Origin of the sequence: Nocardioides sp. InS609-2, from assembly GCF_023208195.1 — a bacterium.
Classification (GTDB): domain Bacteria; phylum Actinomycetota; class Actinomycetes; order Propionibacteriales; family Nocardioidaceae; genus Nocardioides.
Genome location: NZ_CP060034.1, coordinates 327,269 through 350,447 on the forward strand (window position 1 = coordinate 327,269; position 23,179 = coordinate 350,447).

Below are 23,179 nucleotides of genomic sequence, written 5' to 3' on the forward strand. Positions count from 1 at the left end.
CATGACGGCAGGATGAAGACGACGGGCCCAACTGAGGTGGCGGTTGCCCGGGCCCCTAAGCCTGTCAAGACGGAGAGCATCGGCACATGAGACGAGGCCGGCAGCCGGTCGGTGGTGGTGCTGGTGGGGGAGGTGCTGAGGACCGTCGCCGCCATGGTGGTCGGATGGCCCCGCGGCCCGGCAACCATTACGACCGCGATGCCGATGGTGCACAGGGATCGCTGGTCGGCGTGCCGTCCTCGATCAGCGGGTCTACGGGCGCTGCACCGGCAGTGAGACGGGTGACGTCGGGCTGACGCCGGTCGCAGACCGCAGCTGGAACGACACCCCATCGACGCTGTCAGGCACCGATGTGGGCAAGGTCAGCGTGCCAGTGGACTGCTCCTGCAAGCTGTACGGCAACGGGCCTAGGTCTCGGCCTCCGGCCTTCGCGGTCACTGTGCCCGAGCAGCCTCCACTCCCTGCCCCGCAGCTCACTTGCAACCCGACCCGACCTTGGTCGTCCGGCGTCACGGAAGTGCTCGTCACGCTGAGCAGCGAGGGGAAGGCCACGCCGGTCGAGGCGTTGTCGCCGTTCGGGTCAAAGCACCCGTCGAACTCGAAGACCGGGTTCAAGACTTCACGCCCGCGGGGGTCGGTGATGGTGAGGAACCCGATGATCTTGCTGGGTCCGGTGACTGTGTAGCAGCTGTTGCTGTGCACGTTGAGCTCGAACTTGCCGTAGCCCTCGGGCGGTAGCGGCCGCTTCGGGTCGGTCCAACCCACGAGACAGACCCAGTCGCCGCCCGGGCCGACGTCGGCGACATGCGGCCCGTGCTTGTCGCACATGGCCTCGACGTGCAGCGATTCAGGGGTGAGGTCGTCGCGGCCCAGGATGCGTGCCTGCTCGACGTAAAGGTTGGCGAAGGTGACCGGGAGCGACCGTTCCAGGCGGGCGCGGGTGACGCTGCTGCCATGGCCGCCGACCGCGACGGCCGAGCCGAAGGCGACTGCGGCGACCAGGGCGACGAGGGCTACGAGGGCTATGAGGGTGATGCGGCGCACGGTGTTCAGCCTCCAGTGATGTCGCGACGGCGGAGCAGGGCGAAGGCGACGGCGAGCGAGACAAAGCACCAGCCCCCGCTAACGAGCAGACCCTCGACGAGGGGTCCGGAGAACCAGGGTGCGGTGAACAGGCCGTGCCAGGCCTCGAACGATGTGGTGACCAGGAACGGGCGGATCGCCTCGACGCCTCCGAGTGCACCGACCAGCTGCATGACCATTCCGAGGACGACGGGAGCGGCGATGCCGACCGCCGGGTTGCGCGACCAGACGGAGAGCAAGATCGCCAGGCAGGTGAACGCGAGCATCGGGGCGAGCGTCGTCGCCCAGCTCTCGGCCACGAGCTGCAGGGCACTTCCGGCGGGGATTGTCTGGCCGGAGAGCCCGATCAGCGGTTGATGCCCGACGATCACCCAGCTCGACGCGATCGTGGACACCGCGAGCAGGGCTAGCACCAGCGTGGCGAAGCCGACAGCGGTGATGGTCTTGGCCCAGAACAGCCGGCTCCGGCTAGTCGAGCGCGTCAGCACGGTCTTCCAGGTGCCGTGCTGGTCCTCGCTGGCGAAGACGTCGCCGGCGACGACGGCTGTGAGCAGGGGCAACAACCACTGCGAGGCGAAGCCGAGCACGAGCAGCGACAGTGCGAACCCGTTGTCGATGGCGAAGCGTCCGAACAGGGAGTCCTTCGGTGGGCGGGACTGCCCGTGGATGACCACCACGATCGCGACGGGGGCCAGGGCGGCCACGAGCAGGATGGCGCGGGCGCGGTACTGCGCACGCAGCTTACGGACCTCCCATCTCAGCGTTGCAAGGAGACCGGCACGGCGGCGGGCGACGTGGTCAGGCCTGGCCATGCGGGATGGAGCCGTCGGCGTGGTCGTCACCGGACTGCGTCCTGCAGCTCGGCGGGGCGGTCCAGGGACTGATGGGTGGGGTCCTCGGTGAGCATGAAGAACAAAGCCTCCAGCGGGGTCCGGGTCGGGGTGAAGGCGAGCAGGCCGATGTCGGCGCGCACGAGGGATCCGACGTACGACGACACGTGGCTCGGCGGGCCGGTCACGATGAGCGCCCCTTCCGGGTCGCGCGCCACGATGATCCCGGGCCGGTCCTGGGCCAAGCCCAATGCGTGTATGTCGTCGGTGGTGGCCAGCACGTGACCGGGATCGGGGGCCATCGTCCGGAGCTGAGCGATGGTGCCGTGGAAGGCGACCGTGCCGCGCGTCATGATGGTCACGTTGTCGCAGATCTCCTCTACTTCTTCCATGTCGTGGGAGCTGAGGAGCACCGTCAGGCCGCGGTCGGCGAGCCGCTTTACCAACGCGCGCATGTCTCTGATGCCCGCAGGGTCGAGCCCGTTGGCGGGCTCGTCGAGGATGAGCAGCCGCGGTTCGCGCAGCAGGCTGGCCGCGACGCCGAGGCGTTGGCGCATGCCGTAGGAGTAGCCGCCCACCTTCTGGTCGGCGCGGTCGCTCATCTCCACGACGTCCAGCACCTCTTCAAGCAGGCCGGTCGGCGCACCTCCGTCGAGGAGCGCGAGGCCTTCAAGGTTCTGTCGACCGGTGAGGTACGGGTAGAACCGCGGGCTCTCGATGAATCCCGCGACCCCGTCTAGCACGCCGACTCCGGATTCCTCCCACGTCCTGCCGAACACCCGAATGGTGCCCGCGTCGGGACGGATCAACCCGAAGAGCATCCGCAGGAAGGTCGTCTTGCCGGCACCGTTGGGACCGAGGACGCCGTAGACCTCGCCTGCAGCAACCCGGACGGACATGTCGTCGACCGCACGTACGGACCCGTACGTCTTGGTCACGCCCTGCGCGTCCACGGCCAGAAAATCGTTCATGCCCCGGACGCTATGAGTCCAACATGAAGGAAACATGACCGCAGGCTGTAACTCCTTCCTGCGTGACGTGCTGCACCGCGGCGAAGGGGGACCACTAGATGTGCAACACGGTCGTGGTCAGGTCGGCGTGTGCGCGCCGCGACGCCGCAACGCGACCACGAGCAGGCCCGCGGAGAGGACCTGCGCCAGTGCCACCAGCACCACGAGAAGGGCGCGGTGCTCGTCGTAGAGGCCACCGGCCAGCGTCCCGCCTGCCAGAGCCGCCACGCCCTGGAACGCCGCAAACACCCCGTACGCGGTGGCGAGCCGGCGTTGGGGGACCAAGTCGGCCACCAGCGCTTTGACGGTGGAGTCCTGGACACCGGTCGCGGCGCCCCAGATGAGGACACCGGTCAGGACCAGGGGCCAGGTGTCGGAGAGGGCGAGCGCCGGGACGGCGATGATGACGGCCGGCAACGTGTACAGAATGGGGGCACCCCAGCGGTCGTAGGCGAACCCGGTGACAAGAGCCGCCAGCGCCTCTGTCGCCATCGCCGCGGCGTACAGGAGAGGCACCACGGCTGTTGTGAACAGTCCGGCGTCGACGAGGTGGTAGGAGATGACCCCGAACGTCATCAACCCCAGCGTGCCGAGTGCGCACGAGACGGCGAAGGCGTAGAAGTGCATGGGCAGCGTCCGCGGCTCAATGCCCGCCATGTCGGCGGTGGGGGCGGCCTCGATCTCGGGCTGCGCGACGTCCGAGTGGCGTCTGAGGGTGAACAACAGCAAGATGCACACCGTGCCCGGGATGGCCAGCACGGCAAACGCGGGCCACTGGACACCAGCGTGGGCGATGACACCGGCGACCACGAGGGGTCCGGCGACCGCCCCAACCTGGTCCAGGGCCTTGTGTACGGCGAATCCGCGTCCGCGGCCCACCGAGACGGCGACGCGCGCGAGCAAGGCGGACTTCGACGGGCTCCGGATGGCCTTCCCGGTGCGCTCGAGCAGGATGAGCGTGGCCGCCAGGGCGAGCCCCACGCCGCCCACGAACGGTGCTACCGCCAGTAGCGGAACGCAGACGGCGGTCATCGCGTACCCGAGGATGGTCAGCGACCAGTAGTGGCCGCTGCGGTCCGCGAGCGGACCAGAGAACAATCGCAGGAGCAGCGCGACGGCTTCGCCGGCGCCGGTGATTAGCCCAACAAGCAGTGCTGAGGCTCCCAGACTCCCCAGGAACGGCCCAGCGACCGAGCGCATGCCTTCATAGACCATGTCGCCGGCGAGGCTGACAGCTCCGAACGCGACCACCGTCCGCCAGGGCGACCAAGCGGGTCGCCCGCGGGGCACCGGGCTCGGCCCGGATCCGCCGCGCGAGTCAGCGAGACCCGAGGACGGTCGACGAGTAGCCACGCGGCAAGCCTAGGCAAGCGGTCCTGCCGGTCACGCTGAGTGACGTGCCGAGCCGAGGCGTCGCAGCAAGGAGCGGGGGTGCCCTCTCAGTCGGCTTCCTCGGCGCCTCCGGCGACCTTGGCGACAACGCTGGTCTGGGGGCGCTGCGGCTGCACTCACCTCGACGGTCACATCGAGGGTGTTCGCGTCGGTGGGTCTGCCGAGAGTTTGGTTGTCACCTTGACCTGACCCACGGTTTGGTTTCCAGATCCGGTGGTGAGTCGAGGGCCTGACTGAAAGGCTCCGACCGTGCCCCGTCCCTACCCTCCCGAGTTCCGTGCCCGCGCGATCGCGCTGGCCCCGTTCGACTGGGCAACTGCCCCGGGGGTGTCGGGGTTGAACAGCGACTCCGTGGCGCGAATGCTCGGTTGCTGAGGCTTCTGCTTGCGCCACCGATCGAACAAGCCCACTGGGTCCCCCTGACCGAGAAACGGACCGCACTTGCAACCCGAACGTGCCGGAGCCTAGTCCGATCGTCCGACAACGGTCGCGCTTCAACGAGATGGCACACAGCAGCGGAGCTGTTGGTGGTGATGCATGGCGGTCCGGTCGCTGCCCATGATGCAGCTTTGACTGCTCCGGCCCTGCGAGCGTTGCCGTGTCCTTCGGTCTGCGCATGAACCTGCGGGACGCCGGCTACGCCTCCGATGCGTCGGTTTGCCCAGAGCGGCTTCTTCCAGTCGTTGTGCGACAAGGATGAGCTGGCGAACTTGTCGATTGCATTCTTTCTTGGGTCTGCGCGGTCGACGGAGTTCACCGGGCGACACCCATCAGCGGGTGTCGACCGGTGCTCTCGCGGCGATCAAGGGCGAAGGACCGTGCTGAACAGCACCCGGCTCATCCGAACCCCGTATCCATTGGGGAAGGGAACAGCCAAGGCACAGTTACTCGGCGAGGCGGCGCAGTCGATGAGCTCACCGTCGCTTCGCTGGAACTTGAAAGCAACTTGCATCTCGCCAACGAAGCTTCCCGTCGCATCGGACCGGAAGATCCCAGTGGTGTCGTACAGGCAGTCGAGTGCGTCCACGCTCGCACCTGGCGCGCTGGCGGGACACTGCGATACCTCGATCTGGACGTTGGCGGCATAACCAGATCCCCGCACCGCGGCCGTGCCCCATATCGGGCCCGCCTCACGTGTGATGGATTCGACCATGAGGTGGGGTCGCTTCGGGAGACTCGCGCTTCGTCGCCAGGTCATCGGCGTCGACGCGACGGCCTTGTCCTGCGACCCTGCCAGCGCGAGGTAACACGCCGAGCGCAGGCAATCCACTTCCGTACGGGCACCTACGCCGATGGCTCCCCGAGGCGTGAACCCTGTAGTCAGCCGTCCACGGTCGTTGGTCGTTACGCGCACCTTGACGGGACGAGAGAGGTCACACACCTTTTCCAACGTCTCCTGAGCGCCCAAGGGTTGGGAGGCGCATTGCACCAAAAGGAACGTTTGACGAGGCTTCAAGTTCGTTGCCGTGACGGTGACCTCGCGTCCGGGGCGAAGTCGCCCCGCGACGTTCAGGGCGCTCTCAGGTGCACCGTTCACCTCCGTCGCGGAACTGCTAGAAGACTCTTCTGTTGCGCCGGGTGCGCCCTTGTCCTCCACAAGGGCACACCCGGCGGTTGCAACAAGGACAGCCGCGAGCAGTGCGACGGTTGTCGAGCGACCCCTCATCTATCGTCCGAAGTAGGCGTCAGCCGTCGCGCCGACCTTGTAGGACCAGCTGAGGTGGTCGACCAGGAAGTTTCTCCCGCTCGCCCATGTGTGGAACTCGGACTCGAAGTAGCACGACGGAGCGTTCGCCCGCAGTTCCCCCAGCCCGCCGCTGGCGACGGGCTTGTCGTTGTATCCAGGACTCAGGCCGCCGACCTTCTGCACGATGTGGTTGGCGCAGTTAGCGTCACCGGCATCCTCGTACAAGCCCCACGTTCCCCTAACCGATGCGGTGCCTCCAGAGCATGGACCGCTTCCTGCGGCATTGCTGTGCAGGGGCATGTGGAGATCGGCTCCCCACGCATTCGAGTTGCCAAGGTTCGCACTGAGGGTCCCGTCACCGATGCGCGCCTTGTATCCGCGCTCGACCAGGTTCATGCCGGTCCCGGTTCCGATGGCTGCCCGGGATGCCAGGTTGTAGGACCCGGTGTTCTCGTTGTAACTGCTGCATCCGATGTTGGCGATGCACGGGCCGCCGGGTACACCATCGTTTCCATCGTGGCAGGCCACGGATAGGTAGACCGATCTCCCATTCCAAAACGAAGGCTGGAATGTTGAGTCCGCACTGGCTGGGCTGGCGCCCGTCATGAGTGCAAGTGCGGTGAGCGCCAGGGAAAGGCACACCATGATTGTCTTGCGCATCAGAACCCGACCTCCGAGCATACGTCGCCGCCGAGTGACGTCGAGAAGTTGAAACACGAACCTTGCAGTTCCAGCCGCAACGACTTTGCGCGTTGGTCGGAGTAGACGGTGCGAATGAGCAGCTCCTGCAGCTCAGCGAGGTGCTTCTCCTGGGCGCCAACGTAGGTGGCCCAATCGCCGGTGACGTTAACAACGACCCGACCGGCCTTCTCGGTCACGACCAGGGAAGGCACTTGTCCATCGACCAGGTTGTATTGCAGCGCGGCTTGCAAAGCAGACTGGACGCTCTGACGTAGTGGACCCGGAATCACCGGCCCCGACTTCTCAGCACCCGTCCCGGAATCGCAACCGAAGTCCGGGCGCGCGCCACGAGCGGATCGTGGCGAGCTAAACAGTGTCGGGCAAGCGGCGTTCTCGTTGCGATTGTGCGGCTCGTGCGCCTCGAGTTGCGCGTCCGCCTCGATCCGCTCGGCAAGAGTCGGCAGCTCCGGAACGACGACCGTGATGGTCTGGTCGTCGAGGACCGGCATTGCCTCCACGGTGTCGAGGTACGCGTCTTCACCGCCCGCCAACAAGTCGAGAGTGATCTCGCCCTGGTCGTTGGTGGATACGTAGGGGCTGGCGAGATATTCGTCCAGCTTGTCCTGTGAATCAGCGGCAGCTGAGTTGGCCCAAGGCGCGAGGGCCAAACAGCAAAGAGTCGCAGCAGCTGTTATGCGGCGTTTGCTCATGTTGATCTTTCTTCTATTGGCGGGCAGCAGATAGGCCACCCGTCCCACCCCCGAGTGTGTGCCCACCGCAAGATTCGAGGATCGGTGACTCTTTGTCAAGGTTTACTTGACGCCATTACCGAGGCCCCTCGGCTCAACCGGTGTCGAAGCGGGAACGAACCCTGGCGGCAAACAATCTCCCGACACGCCGTCAAGATCTCCCTGTCGTTCGTCAAGTCATACCTGACACTTGGGCCTCGATCATCGAGGCAGGGAGTCGACCATGACCCGTTTCAAGCACGCGCTCGCCCGAGCCCTTCAGCGCGCTCAGGGGCGCTCTTCCGCAGCCACCTACATCTGGACCTGACCTCGGGCCGGTCAAGGACGCGGACGCCGTGACGCCCCGCCGGGCAACGCGGTTGAGGCCGCCGGGGCCACGCCCCGGCGGTGCCTCGTTGGCCTCATATGAGGCCGACCGGCTTGGCTATCTGTTGGCTTTGCGAGACGAGTATGGAGATCTCGTTTCCTTTGACACGAACACGACGGTGGTCAATGACGCGGAGATGGCGAAGGGCCTGTTGGAGGACCACGCGTCGTTTGTCATTCCTGGCACGTTTCTCAACCGGCGGCGCACTCTGGGTGCGGCCTCGGTCGTGGATCCCGCCAGACAGCTCCTGAACGCGGGGCTTCGACCCGCAGCACTGGGGCCGCTAGAGGCCCTATGTCGCGACCATGTTGCGGATGCCTTCGCCAACGAATCACGTTCGTCGTTTCTGGATCCCTTACCAGTGCTGGAGGGGGCAATGTCAGGCGCGATTGCCCGGTTCTACTTCGGGGACGCGGGGACCAGGGTGCGCGACTTGGTCAAGGAGCTCCTCGATGCCCTCAGCGATGTGTTCGGCAATCCATTCTCCTTGCCCAGCTACGTACCTACACCCGTCAATGTCCGGGTGCGTCGCGCGCACGCTGCTCTCCAGAGTGAGGTTCTCCCGCTCATCCACTTCTACTGCGCAGCGAAAGACCAAAGCGCGCTCGCCGTGTACGCCTCAAGAGTTGCCAACGCGGCACACGCCGCGGGGCATACAGCACGACGCACGGCAGACCTGCTCATTGGATCGCTGCTCGCCTCCCAGCGGATCCCCGCAGCTGGCGCGGCGTGGACGCTGATGCACATTGCTGGCATGTCGCCCTCCGTCGTGGACGAAGTGCGCGCCTCGAACGTCCTTTTGCGTGGCGTGGTCCTAGAGTCTCTTCGTCTGCATCCGCCCACCTGGCTGATTCATCGAGCCGCAGCCGGCCCAGTCACGGTAGGTGGCTACGCATTCAAGCGCGGGCACAACTTCTTGGTCAGTCCGTACGTCCTGCACCGCAGCAGCAGGACCTTCGAACACGCAGAGACGTTCCGGCCGGAGCCTCGCGGACATTCGGCTACGTCGATCACTTCGCCTTCTGGCGGATCGTCGGCTGGCTCCGCAAACGACACGTCGGGCTGAATATGCACACCCTGGTCCGGCGCTACCTGCCCGGTTGGCAGATCCGCGCCGGAGGAATCGAGATGTTCCGACCGGAAGCGATCGTTATCGAGCGCTACCGCTACCGGGGGCACCAAGATCCCCACACCATGGTCGAGCGCACCGACAAAGGGATCACCCGCACCAACGGCATGACCACGTGGAGAGCCGGATGCGGTGAAAGTCGCACGTCCGGTTCGGAGGGCGGGCCAGGGAGACCCACCAGCCGAAAGGCTGGCAGGGCGCCCCGGTCCGACCCCTACACCGAACACCCCACCCGCGAAGGGAAGATCTACTGCGCCGCGGTCCTCGACGCGTTCAGCCGGCGCATCGTGGGCTGGTCGATCGACTCCCGGCAGGACTCCACGTTGGTGGTCAACGCACTCGACATGGCCATCCGAAACCGGCTGCCGGAGCCGGGCGGGATCGTCCACGCCGACCACGGCGTTCAGTTCACGTCCTGGGCCTTCGGCGACAAGATCCGCTCAGCGGGCCTCATGCCGTCGTTCGGCAGCGTCGGCGATGGCCTGGACAACGCAATGATGGAATCGTTCTGGTCCTCGATGCAGATCGAGCTGCTCAACCGCAAGAAATGGAAGACCCGGGTCGAGCTCGCGAACGCGATCTTCGAGTACATCGAGATCTTCCACAATCGTCAGCGCCGCCACTCCGCCCTCGGCTACCGCACCCCAATCGAGTACGAACTCATCTCCGAGAAGAAGAACACCATCCCAGCCTGAGACTCACCACCGCGAGTGGAAACCAAGCAGTAGGGCAGGTCACCTGACCTGTGAGGCTTCGACCTCCTCGGAAGGATGTCGACCATGCCGAAGCCGAATCTCACGGAGTTCCGCGACGACGTCAAGGATCAGGCTCCGTTGAACCAGATCGCGAAGGACGCGCGATCTCCGAGGGTCGCCTGCACAACTGGATGAAGAGGGCAGACATCGATGGCGGCCACCGTCCCGGCCTCAGCGAAGGCGACCGCAGGGAGTTGCGCGAGTTGAACAACAGGATCCGGCTGCTGGAGCAGGAGAACGAGATCCTGCGCAGGGCTGCTGCCTACCTGTCCCAGGCGAACCCGCCGAGAAGATGGTCTTCCCGCTCGTCCGTGAGATGGCCGCGACCGGCGCCCGCATCGGAGTGCCGGTCAGGTGGCGTGCAGGGTCCCCGCGGCGGACCCGAGCTCGATGAGCTTCACGACGTACGGCCCAGGACGATGCCGCGGACGCGCAGTCCCTTGATCAGGCCGTACCCGTCGCTGGCATGCACGGCATCGTCGAGCAGCCCGGCGTGGAGAGTCGCGTCGTCCTTGGGCGACGGCGTCCCGTGGCTGACGACCTGTTCGGTGGTGCTGAGCTCACGGATCACCACCGCGAGCACGCGGTCGGGCGCGGCGGTGGCTGCCTCGGCGTACAAGGACGGGTCGTGCTGACCGTCATCGCCCACGAGCAGCCAGTCCAGCTGGGGGAGATCCTCGAACAGCCGGCGCAGCTGCTGGCGCTTGTGGTCCTGCCCTGACCTGAACCACCCGGTCTGGGTGGGTCCCCAGTCCGTGAGCAGCAGAGGTCCCATCGGGTAGCCGTGTCGCCGCAGGAAGTCGCCTAGTGCGCCGGCGGCGTTCCACGCGCCAGTGGACAGGTAGACGACGAAGATGCCCGGCTCGGCGGCCACGATCTCGCGGTACAGGTCGGCCATGCCGGGCACGGGCTGGCGAGCACTTTCCCTGAGCAGAAAGGCGTTGCGCATGGCGATCAACGGCCGCGGCAGCATCGTCACCATCACCGTGTCGTCGATGTCACTGACGAGGCCCAGCCCCGGTCCGGGCGCGACGGTCCGAACCGGCACGTCGACGGGAGGCGAGCCGTCGGTCGCCAGGGTCGCGGAGTTCCAGCCGGGCTCGAAGGCCGAATCCAGGCGTACGTCGACGTAGCCGCCACTGTCACTCGTGACCACGTGGCGGTGCTCGCCGAGCTGGACGGTGACCGGGACGTCGGAGGCCGACGCGGTGACGAAGCGACGCCAGCCCCGGGCGTTCTCCGGCTCCTCGCGTCCCGGCGTCGGTGACGTCAGCAGGACGCGCGCGAGGACCCGGGTCCAGCCGGCCGTGCCGTACGCGACGTACGGCACCACCCCGGGTGTCCAGCCCCGCGACCGGAGCCGGCGATCGAGACTCGCGTGCAGCAGGGCCTCCGCGCGGGCTGCGCTGCGGGGCCGGAGACTGCCCCTCTCTGCTGCCATCCGGTCATTGTTCCGCATGCCGGACGGTCAGCCGCCCGACAGGAAGCTGAACCGCACGTCCCGCACGGGGTTGTCGACGTTCAGGTCGACCAGGCAGATGCTCTGCCACGTCCCAAGCGTGAGCTCTCCGTCGATCACGGGTACAGACGCGTACGGCGGCACGAAGGCCGGCATCACGTGCGCGCGCCCGTGCCCGGGGCTGCCGTGCCGATGTCGCCAGCGGTCGTCGGCGGGCAGGAGATCGGCGAGCGCGGCCAGCAGGTCGTCGTCGCTGCCGGCGCCGGCCTCGAGGATGGCAATGCCGGCCGTCGCGTGCGGCACGAAGACGTGCAGCAGCCCGGAACCACGAGACGAGACGAAACTGGCGCAGTCGCGGGTGACGTCGAGGACGCGCTCGACGTCACCGGTGCGGTAGTGCCGGATCTCGGTGTCCATGAGCCAGATCGTGCCAGGGATCAGGAGCGCTTGAGCAGCGGCCTGGTCGCCGGCCCCTCCAGCACCTCACCGTCAGCCGTGAAACGCGAACCGTGCAGCGGGCAGTCCCAGCTCTCCTCGGCGTCGTTCCACTTGAGTACGCCGCCCAGGTGGGTGCACACGCCGACCACCCGGCAGGAGGGGTCGGTGGACGGGGTGTCGCCGCCCGGCAGCCGGTCGCGCGCAACGCGGGCGATGCCCCCAGCGAGCGCCACCCCGACGCCGAGGTTGGTGCGCACCATCTCGGCCGCACCGGAGGGGCGGGTGATCCGGTGGCCGAGCGTCTTCGCCCACGCCGGCTTCGATCCGAGCATCTGCGCCGAGATGCTCCGCGCCGCTGCGACGGCGTTGGTCATGCCCCACTTCTCGTATCCGGTTGCCACGTGGATGCGCCCGCCGCCGCGGGGGAGCGGCCCCATGAACGGGATGCCGTCGTGGCTCCGGTAGTCCTGGGCCGACCAGTGATGCGTCTCGACGGCGCCGGGGAACCAGGTCTCGGTCCACGCACGCAACGCGTCGAGGTGGGCGAGCTCCGAGCGGGTACGCCCCACCACGTGGCCGCTGCCGCCGACAAGCAGACGGTTCCCGCCGTCCCGAGGGACGTCGCGCACCGATCGGCTGTCCGACCCGGCCGAGAGATACATCCCCTCCGGGGGCTCGACGCCCTCGAACGCGAGCCCGTAGGAACGCAACGGCTCGAGCTTGGCGAAGTAGAGGCCGCGGTCGAGGATCGGCGTTCCGGTGGCGAGCACGACCTGGCCGGCGCGCAGCGTCTCGCCACCAGCCAACCGCACGGTCGGTGTGCCGAGCCGGGACACCCCTCTGACCCGGTGACCCTGGTGGAGAGTGCCGCCGTGGGCGCGGAGCTGGTTGACGAGCGCTGCCAGCACGTCCATCGGGTCGAACTGCGCCTGGTCGGCCAGCACGGTCGCACCGAAGTTCGGGAACGGCACCTCGAGCTCGTCCTGCCAGCGGACCGACAGTCCAAGGTCGCTGGCGACGCGGTGCTCCGTTTCCACGTCGGCTTGCTCGTCCTTCGTCGCGGCGTACGTCGCAGCCGGGCGGCGCTGCACCTCGACCCCGTGGTCGTCGCAGAACCGCAGCAGCCACTCCATGCCTTCGCGGTTGGCGTCGAGATACGCCGAGGCGACCTTCTGCGACTGGTGATCACGGATCCGGGAAAGATGGGTGCCCTGCAGCAGCGAGAGCTTTGCCGTCGTGTTGCCGGTCGTGACGGCGCCGACGTGGCGCGCCTCCACCACCGCGACCCGCTGGCCGGCGCGGGCGAGGAGCAACGCGGTGGTGAGACCGGTCAGCCCCGCGCCGACGACGACGGCGTCGAGCGGCTCGTCCGGGTCGGGCAGGACGTCGTCGGGGAGCGGAACGGAGTTGTCGAGCCAGAGGGAGGTCACGATGCGACCGACTCAGTCGTCGGCGGTCGCCGGTCCGGTTGGGGTCGCGCCGCCTTCGTCGGTCCAGCCCTCGGACTCATCTGCGTGGCGGGCGGGGTCCGAATCCTCGTCGTTCTCGAGGTCGACCCGGAGATCAGGCTCGGTGTCGGCTCCGATGTCGGGCACGGTGCTGTAGGACGACGAGCTCATCTGCTTGCTCCTGTGCGTGGGACGTGGTGAGGGGATGCCATGCGGTACCCGCATCCAGGATCTGCAAACGACCACTCAGGGCAGCAGCACGACCTTGCCGCCCGCGTGGCCCTCGATGACGAACCGGTGCGCGTCGGCAGCCTCGGCAAGCGGGAAGGTCCGGGAGACGACCACGTCGAGCTCGCCGCGGCCGGCGAGCTCGGCGATCACCAGGCGTGCGCCCTCACGGATCTCGGTGCCGGGGTCGGCGCCCGGTCCGCCGCCCAGCAGCTTGATGCCGGTGTCCCCACGGCCGAACGCGGCGACGGTGGCGATCCGGTCGAGCGGCGCCAGCTCGATTGACACGTCGACCGCCTCGTCTGTGCCGATCGTGTCCAGGGCGACGTCGACCCCGTCGGGAGCCGCTGTGCGGACGCGATCGGCCAGCCCGGCGCCGTACACGACGGGCACGATGCCGTAACCGCGCAGGGTCTCGTGCCGGTGCTCGGCCGCGGTGCCGATCACGGTGGCTCCCCGGCCGAGCGCGAGCTGGGCGGCGGATAGGCCGACGCCGCCGGCGACCCCGTGCACCAAGACGACGTCGCCCTCGCTGACTCCGGTCGCCTCGAGCAGGTGGTAGGCCGTCACGCCGGTCAGCGACATGCCCGCGGCCTGCTCCCAGGACAGGCTCGGTGGCTTCGGGAAGACCGACGACGCGGGCGCGTTCAGCGTAGCTGCGTAGCCCCCGGTGACCCGGTAGCCGACCACCTCGTCGCCCACGGCGATCGGCCCGCTGGGGCCTACTGCGTCGTCGCCGACGGCTGTGACGACCCCGGCCACTTCAAGACCCAGCCTCTTGGGCAGCTCAGACTCATCGGTGCTCATCATCCCGCTGTAGGACTTCACGTCGATCGGGTTGATCCCGGCCGCGCGCACCTCCAGCGTAACCTCGCCGGGACCGGGTGCGGCCACGTCGACCTCGCGGACCTCGAGGTGCTCAGGACCGCCGTACGCCGCCGCCACCACAACCGTGCTCATGAGTCACCCTTCGTCGATGTGTGTGTCCGCAACGATGCGGCGCGACGGCCTATTCCGCCGGGTACTGTCCGGCCATGGAGCTGGACGAGTACCTGACTCAGGACGCCACCGGCCTCGCCGGGCTGGTGGCCAGCAGTGACGTGACGCCCACCGAGCTGTTGTCGCTCGCCCGCCAGCGATGCGGCGAGGTGAACCCGACGCTGAACGCAGTCGTCGCCGATCTCGGGCAGGTTGCCGACGAGCGCGCCGCCGACGCTTCGCTCCGGGGACCGTTCGCCGGAGTGCCGTTCCTCGTCAAGGACCTCGGCCAGGAGTACGCCGGGTTCCCGACGTCGAACGGTTGTCGAGCACTGGCCGACGACGTGGCCGAGCGCCACGCGCTGGTCACCGAGCGCTTCCTCGACGCCGGGTTGGTCATCTTCGGCAAGACCAACACCCCCGAGTTCGGGGCCAAGGGCGTGACCGAGTCCGAGTACTGGGGGCCGGCGCGCAACCCGTGGAACACCGGCCACACGCCCGGCGGATCGTCGGGCGGCTCCGGTGCGGCCGTGGCGGCCGGGATCGTCCCGGCGGCGGGGGCCAACGACGGCGGCGGCTCGATTCGGATCCCGGCAGCCTGCAACGGGCTCGTCGGCCTGAAGACCAGCCGCGGCCTGGGGCCCTACGGTCCGCAGACCGGCGAGGTCATGTTCGGGATGGTCACCCAGGGCGTGCTCTCGCGGACAGTCCGCGACACCGCCGCCCTGCTCGACACGATCATCGGACCCGACCCGCGCGCCGGCTACGCAGGTGCGCGGCACGAGGTGTCGTTCGCCGATCAGTTCGGTGAGCGTCCGGGCACCTTGCGCATCGGCTACTCAGCGTCCTCGGCGATCAACGCCAACCCCGACCCGGAGGCGATCGCGGCCGTGGAAGGCGCCGCCAAGCTGCTCACCGAGCTGGGCCACCAGGTCGAGGAGGTCTCCCCGCCGTACGACGACGAGGCCCTGGCGCGCGACTTCCTGACGATCTGGTTCGCCCAGCTGTACGGGCAGGTCGCCGACGTGAAGATGCGCCTCGGCTCACCGGACAGCCACTTCGAGGCCGACACCCTCGCGAGCGCCGAGCTCGGCCGGGCGACCGGGATGCTCCCGCTGCTGCGCGCCCTCCAGGGTGTGAACGACTACATCCACTCGCTGGCCGGGTTCCACCAGACCTACGACTACTTCCTCACGCCGACGCTGGCGAAGCCGCCGCTCCCGGTGTTGTCGACCAGGACGCCCGACCGCCTGCAGAAGGCCGCACGCGTGGTCAGGAAGCTGCGCGCGGGCAAGCTGCTCGCCGCGTCCGGGGTGATGGACGAGATCATCTCCGACAACCTGGGCTGGGTGCCGTACACGCAGCTCGCGAACCTGACCGGACGACCCGCGATCAGCGTGCCGCTGCACTGGACCGATGCCGGACTGCCTCTCGGGGTCCAGTTCGTCGGCCGTCTCGGCGCGGACGGCGATCTCCTGCGGCTGGCGGCGCAGCTGGAGGAGGCGCAGCCCTGGGTCCAGCGGTACCCGGCGCCGGCCACCTCGCCCTGACCCGCCGCAGGGGCTGGGTTCTCGAAGATCGCACGACCCCTGTGCGTGCGATCTCCGAGCCGTCTGCCGAGGACTGTTGGCTCAGGCGCGCATGACGCCCACGGGCTCGCGGGTGAAGCCCGGGAACACCCGGGAGACGTCCGCGTTGAAACGGGTGCTCACGACCTCCGCCAGCACGCTGCGGTAGTCGGTGGTGACGAGCAGGTCGGCGTCAGCACCGGTGGTCAGACCGGGCCAGCGCGAGTAGTAGCGGCCGCCGACAACCCCGGCGCCGGCGACGAACATGACGTTGCCGTAGCCGTGGTCGAGACCCCAGTTGCTGTTCTCGGTGACCCGCCGGCCGAACTCGCTCATCGTCACCAGCGTGACCTTGCCGGCCATCGTGCCGAGGTCGGCGAAGAACACGGCCATCGCCGTGGCGAGGTTCGCCGCGTTGAGGCGCATCTGTCCCCGGTCGAGGTTGCCTAGGTCGGTGTGCATGTCCCAGTCGCCCTGGTCGACGGTGATCACCTGCACGCCGACGTCGGCTCGGATCACCCGGGCGGCGTGCCTGAGGGCGTCCCCGAGGTCGCCGTCGGGGTACGACGCGGAGCTCTCGGGCTGCGCTGCGACCGGCGCGAACTCGTCGACCGCCTGGAACGTCGCGCGGGCCGTCGCGCCGAGGGCGGAGGTGTCCTGGCCCCACAGGGTGTTCAGGGAACGGCGGCGTCCCTGGCCGATGTCCCACTTGTCGGCGCCGGCGATCTTGATGCCGTCGAGGTCGGTGGCCGACATGTAGGGCTGCGGCCCTGAGATCGACGTCGGCGGCACGGCCTCTCCCAGGTTCAGCCCCTGCAGCGGAGAGTTCGTCGCGTCCAGGCCGATCATCCGGTTCAGCCAGCCGTTGCGGGTGGTCGAGCCGGCCGCGGCGTCCTCGACCTCCTCCATGGCAGCGAAGTGCGAGCGGTTGGGTGCCGGCAGTCCGGTCGCGTGTACGGCGGCAAGGGTGCCGGCGTTCCACATTGGCAGGAGCGGCTCGAGCGCCGGGTGGAGCCCGAACATGCCGTCCTTTGCCAGCAGGCGTTCGGCGGGTACGCCGATGCGCGGCCGCGCCTGGTAGTAGACCGGGTCCGCGTGCGGCACCACGAGCGAGAGACCGTCGGCTGCACCGCGCAGGGACAACACGACGAGGACCGACGGGGCCGGCGCCGCGGCGTACGCACTGGTGGCGACCTGGGAGGCGCCGAACATCATCGCGGTGCCAGCCACCCCGGCGGTGCCGAGCATCAAGCCGCGGCGTGAGACGCCGGCGTACTCGGGGCAGCAGGTCTGTGCGGTCATGGCGGTCACCGGCTCATGTGGGTGGGGGAGTCGAGGAGGGTCGTGAGCAGCCGCGGCATGCCCCACTTGACGAGGTCGTGCTTGCGGGTGATCACTGTCTTGCGGCCGATGCCGGTCGCCTCGCCGCACGCCTTGAGCATGGTCGGTGACGCAGGCCGCTGGAGCAGCTGCCGCGACAGGTGGTCGACGAACCGGTCGAAGCGGATCTGCTTCTGCGGCAGCCACGAGACGTGCTTGGCGAAGGTTGCGCCCTTCGACGGCCACCACTGGCCGCTGAGCGAGTAGTGGACGTCGAACGCGGCCAGCATCCGCGACGTGGTCGCCCACGACGCGTTGTCGATCGGGGCGCCGTCGGGACGCGCCCAGCCGAACGGCACCGCGCCCAGGCTGGCGACCTGCCACAGCATCGCGTTGGCGGCGTCGTCATCGGTCGTGGGCCTGGTGGGGCTCACACCCAGCACGCGGTACGTCGCCACGACGTCCTCGCCGGGGTCGCGCACCTTGGCGCCGACGGAGCCGGCAAACGCCGATGACCCGACGAGTGCCCGCAACACCGGAATGACCCGGCCGTCGTTGGCGAGGTACACGGACGCCAGCTCGTCGACCAAGGTCTGCGGCGGGTCGTCGCGCACGAACTTCACGGCCAGCTTGCGCCCGATCCGCTGCGCGGTCGCCGGGTGCAGGGCCAGGTAGCGCAGGTAGCGGCGGGTCAGGTCCTGACCGTCGGTCGACGCATTGGGGTCGTTGAAGCCCATGACCGACACCGCGCCGGTCGCGTGGTCACCCGGGACGTAGCCGGCGTTCCACGTCCTGTAGGCGTCGACGCGCCACCCGGTGAGGATGCGTGCGGAGTCCTTGACGTCGCCCTCGTCGTAGTTGCCGCGCCCCACGGTGTGCAGCTCGAGCAACTCGCGACCCAGGTTCTCGTTGGGCGCCCGGCGGGTGGACACAGCATTGTTGAGGAAGATCCCCATGGCCGGATGGGTGATCGCGTCGGTCAGCATGTCGACGAACGAGCCGAGCGCGTGCCGCCTGATCAGCTCGCCGTACGCCACCCTGTAGGTGAACGCGCCGTCGCCGTTGACCGGCACGTGCAGGTGGTTCTCCCAGAACTCCGTCATCACCTCGAGCAGCTGCCGCCCGGAGTGGATGCGCCGCGCCAGCGCCCAGCGCTGGTAGTCGGCCATCACCTGCCAGCTCGGCTCGACGCCGCTCTGGGTGTTGGCCCAGAGCACCTGCGGCGAGTTGGCGAGTCCGGGCCACCACGACTTGAGCCCGTCGGTGTACGCGTCGGAGATCGAGGCCGGGTCCAGCTGGCCCTCGAACCACGCCTTCGCGCCGCCGGCCCTAGCGACCTGCTTGGCGAGGCCGGCGTTGATGCCGTAGGAGAAGCGGCCCACCAGGTGCCGGTCGGCTGTCGACAGCACGACCGTCTTCCTCCGATACGCCGTGGAGCGGGCCTTCTTGCGCGCCTTCTTGCTCCTCTTCTCCTGCTTGCCCTTCTTGCGCTGCTTCGTCCGGCCAGGTGCGGCGAGGGCCGGCACGGGCGTGACCAGGTCGATGCCCGGCCCCGCGGCGACCAGCCCGGCGGTGGCCGCGACCCGCGTCAGCACCGCCCGCCTGGAGGCCACGGGCGTCTCGAGCATGGTCGGGCCGACTGAACAGGTCACATACCTAAAACTAGGTACGCCGCGAACGTGGTGCGTCGGGTTCGGCCCTCAAATGGCCGATCGACCATCCGGGCATGGCCCAGGTGGTCAGGGCGCGACGGGCGCCGTCGGCTCGGGCAGCAGCCCGAAGACCGGGTTGCACGTCCAGGACGCGCAACCGATGAGCTGCTGACGACGCGCCTCGAGCCGGGTCCGGATCGCGGCGTACGTCGGGTCCTCGGCGCGGTTGACCATCTCGTAGGGGTCGAGCGCCCGGTCGTAGAGCAGCACGTCGCCACCCGAGCCCTGCACGGCATAGGTGTAACGAGACGTGCGGACACCGCGGTAGGCCCAGCCGTCGCCGTAGGACTTGCCGGTCTGCACCAGCGTCGTGTCGCGGAACGGGCTGGCCTGCCCGACCAGCGCCGGCGCGAGCGACGAGCCGTCGATGTCGCGCAGGGGAGTGACGCCGGCAATGTCGGCAAAGGTGGCCGGCAGGTCGACGGTGCTCACCGGCAACGTGGACATGGAGCCGGGCACGACTCCCGGGCCGTGCACGAGGAGCGGCACCTGGAAGGCCTCCTCGGAGATGACGTTCTTGCCGACGAAGCGGTGCTCGCCGAGGGAGTAACCGTTGTCGCTGGTGAAGAACAGCCAGGTGTTGTCCCACTCGCCGGTCTCCTTGAGCGTGGCCACCAGGGACGCCACGGACCGGTCGACAGCGCGCAGCGAGCGGATCCGCGCCAGGAACGTCCCGCGCACCTCGCCCACCTCACGCTGGGCACGGCCGCGCAGGTACGCGGGTCGGCTGCCTTGCGTGGCCATGTTGAAGCTCGGCTTGCTCATCGACGGGGGCTCGGCGTCGGCGTACGCCTCCCGGTCGCGGCCCTCGGCAGGCGGCGGCACCGGGTGGCCCTGCTTCGTGAAGCGGTAGTGCGGCGCGAGGTGGAAGGAGTAGAGGAAGAACGGCTCGTCGTCACGGGAGAAGGTGCGCACCGCTGCATTGGTGCGTTCCTCGACGGCGTTGGTGACGTAGTAGTTCTTGTACGCCGCCACCCCCTGGCCGTCGTTGAAGAACGCGAAGTCGAAGTACTCGTAGACGCCCTGCACGAGCGGGTCCCACAGCGTCCAGCCGGAGTTGCGGCCGTCGTTGGCGTGGTAGCCGTTGAGATACTTGCCGACGAAGCCGGTCTGGTAGCCGGCGTCCTGGAACCACTTCCCGATCGTCTCCACCGGGTCGAGCGCCGCGTAGCCGCCGTGCGGGCCGTTGTTGTGCCGGACGCCACTGTTCTGGGCGTACTGACCGGTGATCAGCTCGGCCCGTGCCGGGCAGCACAGCGGGTGCGGGGAGATCGCGTCGGTGAACTCCATGCCGCCGTCGCCGAGCGCCTCGCGGGTCTGCGGCATCCAGCGCAGGTCGTAGTCGGCCTGGTCGTCGGTGAGTACGACGACCACGTTGGGCCGCGACGACTGTGCCGTCTTGTCGGGGCGGTCGGCGCCGACTGCGGTGCCCCGGCGGGGCGCGGGCACGGAGCCGGGGAACGCGGCATCCGGATCGGGTGGCTCGCCCGTCATCAGCGCCAGCCCGCTGTCGCCGGACCGGTCGGACGAGCCGGAGTCGGCACCACTGGTTGCCGCCGCGCCCACGAAGCCCACGACGCACAGACCTGCTAGGACAGCAGCAGCGCTGCTTCTCCAGCCGCTCAATGGATCGGTCCCCGTGGTCGATGCGTCAGATGGTCGTCGACGGCACCCGGCCAGGGGTGCGCGATGGGCCAAGAGTAAGGCAGGGCCGATACAGTTCGGGCATCATCGCCGACAACGGAAGACATGATCTCTTCACATGGACGGGCCTCAAAGTAGCCAGCCCCAGCACCCCCCTCTGACCGCCCCGGCAGGTGCCGCGTGCTGACCCCGCTGATCCTGCTCGGCGTCTCCCTTCTCCTGGTCCTCGCGTGCGGGCTGTTCGTCGCGGCCGAGTTCGCACTGGTGACCGTCGACCGCGGTTCGGTCGACCGGGCGGCCGAGACCGGCGACGCGAAGGCCATCGGCGTCCAGCGCGCACTGAAGTCCTTGTCGACCCAGCTCTCGGGGGCCCAGGTGGGCATCACCGTCACCAACCTGGCGATCGGTTTCCTCGCGGAGCCGGCCATCGCGCAGCTTGTCGACGGCCCGCTCGGGGCGGCCGGCGTGTCCGAGCGCTTCGTGCCCGGCATCTCCATCGCGCTCGGCCTGCTGACCGGCACCTTCCTCACCATGATCTTCGGCGAGCTGGTGCCCAAGAACCTCGCCATCTCGGCCCCGTTGGCCACAGCGCGCACGACCCAGGGCTTCCAGCGCGTGTTCACCCGCGGGATGGCCGGGCCGATCGCCGTACTCAACGGCTCCGCCAACGCCATCGTCCGTCGCCTCGGCCTCGAGCCGCAGGAGGAGCTGCGCTCAGCGCGCAGCGCGCAGGAGCTCGCCTCGCTCGTCCAGCGATCGGCCGACCACGGCACCCTCGACGCCGAGACCGCCGAGCTGATGGAACGGTCGGTCGAGTTCGGCCACCGCACCGCCGGCGAGATCATGACCCCGCGCGTGCGCACCACCTCGCTCGAAGAGGGAGACCGCGCCGCCGCCGTGATCGAGCTCGCCCGCCGCACCGGGCACTCCCGCTTCCCGGTGCTCGACCACGAGGACGTCGTCGTCGGCACCGTCCACGTCAAGCACGCCGTCGCGCTGCCGGTGCACGAACGCGCGACCACGCGAGTGAAACACATCATGCTCAAGCCGATCGTCGTACCCGACTCACTCCGGCTAGACCCGTTGCTAGCCCTGCTGCGCGAAGACGGGTTCCAGATGGCCGTCGTCCTCGACGAGTATGGCGGCCAGGCCGGCATCGTGACCCTCGAGGACGTGGTGGAGGAGATCGTCGGTGACATCGCCGACGAGCACGACCGTCACGGCACCCGCGCCCGGCTGCGACGCGACGGCACCTGGACCCTCTCCGGTCTGCTGCGCCCCGACGAGGTCGAGGACCTGACCGGCATCCAGCTCCCCGAGGACGAGGCCTACGACACGATCGCCGGCCTGGTGCTCCAGCGTCTCGGGCGAGTGCCCGACAACGGCGAGGTGGCCGAGCTGTCACTCTCCGACCTCGACGACTCCGGCGACCGCCGCGAGCACCAGGTCGAGCTGACCGTCGAGCGGATGGATGGCCTGCGCGTCGACCGGATCACGATGCGCGTCAAGGAGGTGGGCGCCGATGAGTGACTTCGGTGGCGTTCTGCTGGCAGTCGTGCTGCTGGCCTTCAACGCGTTCTTCGTCGGCGCGGAGTTCGCGCTGATCAGTGCCCGGCGCAGCCAGATCGAGCCGCGCGCCCAGCAGGGCTCGCGGGTCGCCCGCACGACCCTGATGGCGATGGAGAACGTCACGCTGATGATGGCCGGCGCCCAGCTCGGCATCACCATCTGCTCGCTGGGTCTCGGTGCCGTCGGCGAGCCGGCGGTCGCCCACCTGCTGGAGCCCGTCTTCCAGGCCGTCAACGTGCCCGAGTCGTGGTTGCACCCGGTGTCGTTCGTCGTCGCCCTGACGATCGTGGTCTACCTCCACGTCGTGCTGGGGGAGATGGTGCCCAAGAACATCGCGCTCGCCGGCCCCGACCGGTCGGCACTGGTGCTCGGCCCACCGATGGTGCTGGTCGTGACCCTGCTGCGCCCACTGATCGTCGTACTCAACGCGATCGCCAACGCGACCTTGCGGCTGCTCAACGTCGAGCCCAGGGACGAGATCAGCTCGACCTTCACCCGCGAGGAGGTCGCGGCGCTGGTCGAGGAGTCCCGCGGCGAGGGCATGCTCGAGGACGACGAGTACGGCCGGCTCGCCGGTGCGCTCGGGTTCATCGAGAAGACGGTCTCGTCGGTGCTCATGCCGGTCGACGGCCTGACCACGGTCTTGCGCGGTGCCACGGTCGCCGACGTCGAAGAGGTCTGCGCGGCCACTGGCTTCAGCCGCTTCCCGGTGGTCGACGACGACGGCAGCCTGATGGGCTACCTCCACATCAAGGATGTCCTCGAGACCGACGAGTCGCGCCGTGGCAGCGCCGTCGACGACAAGTGGATCCGGCCGTTCGCGACGGTGGCGTCCGACGAGCTCCTGCACGACGTGCTCGAGAGCCTTCAGCGCCGCGGTGCGCACATGGCGCGAGTCGTGTCGCGTGAGGGCGAGTCCCTGGGCATCGCCACGCTCGAGGACGTGCTCGAGGAGCTGGTCGGCGAGATCCGCGACGCCTCCCACCAGGACGAGAACGTCTGACCCCGCCCTGCGGCGGCGGTACGCCGTGCACGCCCCGTCGCTATATAGGGTGGGCTCGCCCCCGTCCGGATCAGTTCACAGAAGCAGTCTGAGGATGCACGCCGTGCCCGAGCCGTCGCCCGAGCAGCC

The 23,179-nt window shown here is 68.6% G+C and carries 18 protein-coding genes and 1 pseudogene; 4 read left to right on the plus strand and 15 right to left on the minus strand.

The window, feature by feature from the left end:
- Positions 1 to 252 precede the first annotated feature (252 nt).
- The 7 genes from H4Q84_RS01780 to H4Q84_RS01810 form a co-directional block, all read right to left on the minus strand.
- On the minus strand, positions 253 to 1,044 hold the full coding sequence (locus H4Q84_RS01780; RefSeq protein ID WP_248581699.1) for a hypothetical protein: 792 nt from the start codon (positions 1,042 to 1,044) through the stop codon (positions 253 to 255).
- Positions 1,045 to 1,049: 5 nt separating this feature from the next.
- On the minus strand, positions 1,050 to 1,895 hold the full coding sequence (locus H4Q84_RS01785; RefSeq protein WP_248581700.1) for an ABC transporter permease: 846 nt from the start codon (positions 1,893 to 1,895) through the stop codon (positions 1,050 to 1,052).
- A 26-nt stretch (positions 1,896 to 1,921) separates the two neighbouring features.
- Positions 1,922 to 2,884, minus strand: coding sequence for an ATP-binding cassette domain-containing protein (locus H4Q84_RS01790; RefSeq protein WP_248581701.1), 963 nt, complete (start codon positions 2,882 to 2,884; stop codon positions 1,922 to 1,924).
- Between the two features lie 117 nt (positions 2,885 to 3,001).
- On the minus strand, positions 3,002 to 4,276 hold the full coding sequence (locus H4Q84_RS01795; RefSeq protein ID WP_248581702.1) for an MFS transporter: 1,275 nt from the start codon (positions 4,274 to 4,276) through the stop codon (positions 3,002 to 3,004).
- An 841-nt stretch (positions 4,277 to 5,117) separates the two neighbouring features.
- Positions 5,118 to 5,981 carry a neocarzinostatin apoprotein domain-containing protein gene (locus tag H4Q84_RS23315; RefSeq protein WP_349238396.1) on the minus strand — a complete coding sequence of 288 codons (864 nt, stop codon included), beginning with the start codon at positions 5,979 to 5,981 and terminating at the stop codon, positions 5,118 to 5,120.
- Positions 5,982 to 6,662 carry a hypothetical protein gene (locus H4Q84_RS01805; protein ID WP_248581704.1) on the minus strand — a complete coding sequence of 227 codons (681 nt, stop codon included), beginning with the start codon at positions 6,660 to 6,662 and terminating at the stop codon, positions 5,982 to 5,984.
- On the minus strand, positions 6,662 to 7,432 hold the full coding sequence (locus H4Q84_RS01810; RefSeq protein WP_248581705.1) for a hypothetical protein: 771 nt from the start codon (positions 7,430 to 7,432) through the stop codon (positions 6,662 to 6,664). Before H4Q84_RS01810 ends, H4Q84_RS01805 begins: the two co-directional genes overlap by 1 nt.
- Before the next feature lie 1,714 nt (positions 7,433 to 9,146).
- On the opposite strand from H4Q84_RS01810, the pseudogene H4Q84_RS01815 reads away from it, so the two are divergent.
- Positions 9,147 to 9,623 (plus strand): annotated as a pseudogene (locus H4Q84_RS01815) (IS3 family transposase); the annotation flags it as partial.
- 457 nt (positions 9,624 to 10,080) lie between these two features.
- On the opposite strand, the gene H4Q84_RS01820 reads toward H4Q84_RS01815, so the two are convergent.
- The 5 genes from H4Q84_RS01820 to H4Q84_RS01840 form a co-directional block, all read right to left on the minus strand.
- Entirely contained in the window at positions 10,081 to 11,124 is a 1,044-nt protein-coding gene (locus tag H4Q84_RS01820; protein ID WP_248581706.1) for a phosphatase domain-containing protein, read from the minus strand.
- Between the two features lie 27 nt (positions 11,125 to 11,151).
- Positions 11,152 to 11,559, minus strand: a complete 408-nt coding sequence (locus H4Q84_RS01825; protein WP_248581707.1) for a YjbQ family protein — start codon at positions 11,557 to 11,559, stop codon at positions 11,152 to 11,154.
- 20 nt (positions 11,560 to 11,579) lie between these two features.
- A complete protein-coding gene (locus H4Q84_RS01830; RefSeq protein WP_248581708.1) occupies positions 11,580 to 13,010 on the minus strand; it encodes an FAD-dependent oxidoreductase in 1,431 nt (476 codons plus the stop codon).
- A 12-nt stretch (positions 13,011 to 13,022) separates the two neighbouring features.
- Positions 13,023 to 13,199 (minus strand): hypothetical protein, encoded by a 177-nt coding sequence (locus H4Q84_RS01835; protein WP_248581709.1) that lies wholly within the window; start codon positions 13,197 to 13,199, stop codon positions 13,023 to 13,025.
- 75 nt (positions 13,200 to 13,274) lie between these two features.
- Positions 13,275 to 14,216: an NADP-dependent oxidoreductase gene (locus H4Q84_RS01840; RefSeq protein WP_248581710.1), complete on the minus strand. Its 942-nt coding sequence runs from the start codon at positions 14,214 to 14,216 to the stop codon at positions 13,275 to 13,277.
- Between the two features lie 74 nt (positions 14,217 to 14,290).
- Between H4Q84_RS01840 and H4Q84_RS01845 the strand changes: the two genes are divergently transcribed.
- Positions 14,291 to 15,784 (plus strand): amidase, encoded by a 1,494-nt coding sequence (locus H4Q84_RS01845; RefSeq protein ID WP_248581711.1) that lies wholly within the window; start codon positions 14,291 to 14,293, stop codon positions 15,782 to 15,784.
- Positions 15,785 to 15,865: 81 nt separating this feature from the next.
- Here H4Q84_RS01845 and H4Q84_RS01850 read toward each other — a convergent pair whose 3' ends face one another.
- The 3 genes from H4Q84_RS01850 to H4Q84_RS01860 all read right to left on the minus strand — a co-directional run bounded on the left by H4Q84_RS01850 (position 15,866) and on the right by H4Q84_RS01860 (position 20,409).
- Positions 15,866 to 17,104 carry a DUF1501 domain-containing protein gene (locus H4Q84_RS01850; RefSeq protein WP_248581712.1) on the minus strand — a complete coding sequence of 413 codons (1,239 nt, stop codon included), beginning with the start codon at positions 17,102 to 17,104 and terminating at the stop codon, positions 15,866 to 15,868.
- Between the two features lie 5 nt (positions 17,105 to 17,109).
- Positions 17,110 to 18,750, minus strand: a complete 1,641-nt coding sequence (locus H4Q84_RS01855; protein ID WP_248581713.1) for a DUF1800 domain-containing protein — start codon at positions 18,748 to 18,750, stop codon at positions 17,110 to 17,112.
- A gap of 111 nt (positions 18,751 to 18,861) precedes the next feature.
- Positions 18,862 to 20,409, minus strand: coding sequence for a sulfatase (locus H4Q84_RS01860; RefSeq protein ID WP_248581714.1), 1,548 nt, complete (start codon positions 20,407 to 20,409; stop codon positions 18,862 to 18,864).
- Positions 20,410 to 20,658: 249 nt separating this feature from the next.
- On the opposite strand from H4Q84_RS01860, the gene H4Q84_RS01865 reads away from it, so the two are divergent.
- Both H4Q84_RS01865 and H4Q84_RS01870 read left to right on the plus strand, forming a co-directional pair.
- On the plus strand, positions 20,659 to 22,008 hold the full coding sequence (locus H4Q84_RS01865; RefSeq protein WP_248581715.1) for a hemolysin family protein: 1,350 nt from the start codon (positions 20,659 to 20,661) through the stop codon (positions 22,006 to 22,008).
- On the plus strand, positions 22,001 to 23,050 hold the full coding sequence (locus H4Q84_RS01870) for a hemolysin family protein (protein ID WP_248581716.1): 1,050 nt from the start codon (positions 22,001 to 22,003) through the stop codon (positions 23,048 to 23,050). Before H4Q84_RS01865 ends, H4Q84_RS01870 begins: the two co-directional genes overlap by 8 nt.
- The last annotated feature ends 129 nt before the right edge of the window (positions 23,051 to 23,179 follow it).

What these genes read in the sequence shown, in the direction of transcription:
- H4Q84_RS01785 (WP_248581700.1), bottom strand. Translation starts at nt 1,895, where the DNA reads ATGGCCAGGCCTGACCACGTCGCCCGCCGCCGTGCCGGTCTCCTTGCA.
- H4Q84_RS01790 (WP_248581701.1), bottom strand. Translation starts at nt 2,884, where the DNA reads ATGAACGATTTTCTGGCCGTGGACGCGCAGGGCGTGACCAAGACGTAC.
- H4Q84_RS23315 (WP_349238396.1), bottom strand. Translation starts at nt 5,981, where the DNA reads ATGAGGGGTCGCTCGACAACCGTCGCACTGCTCGCGGCTGTCCTTGTT.
- H4Q84_RS01805 (WP_248581704.1), bottom strand. Translation starts at nt 6,662, where the DNA reads ATGCGCAAGACAATCATGGTGTGCCTTTCCCTGGCGCTCACCGCACTT.
- H4Q84_RS01820 (WP_248581706.1), bottom strand. Translation starts at nt 11,124, where the DNA reads ATGGCAGCAGAGAGGGGCAGTCTCCGGCCCCGCAGCGCAGCCCGCGCG.
- H4Q84_RS01825 (WP_248581707.1), bottom strand. Translation starts at nt 11,559, where the DNA reads ATGGACACCGAGATCCGGCACTACCGCACCGGTGACGTCGAGCGCGTC.
- H4Q84_RS01835 (WP_248581709.1), bottom strand. Translation starts at nt 13,199, where the DNA reads ATGAGCTCGTCGTCCTACAGCACCGTGCCCGACATCGGAGCCGACACC.
- H4Q84_RS01840 (WP_248581710.1), bottom strand. Translation starts at nt 14,216, where the DNA reads ATGAGCACGGTTGTGGTGGCGGCGGCGTACGGCGGTCCTGAGCACCTC.
- H4Q84_RS01845 (WP_248581711.1), top strand. Translation starts at nt 14,291, where the DNA reads ATGGAGCTGGACGAGTACCTGACTCAGGACGCCACCGGCCTCGCCGGG.
- H4Q84_RS01850 (WP_248581712.1), bottom strand. Translation starts at nt 17,104, where the DNA reads ATGACCGCACAGACCTGCTGCCCCGAGTACGCCGGCGTCTCACGCCGC.
- H4Q84_RS01855 (WP_248581713.1), bottom strand. Translation starts at nt 18,750, where the DNA reads ATGCTCGAGACGCCCGTGGCCTCCAGGCGGGCGGTGCTGACGCGGGTC.
- H4Q84_RS01870 (WP_248581716.1), top strand. Translation starts at nt 22,001, where the DNA reads ATGAGTGACTTCGGTGGCGTTCTGCTGGCAGTCGTGCTGCTGGCCTTC.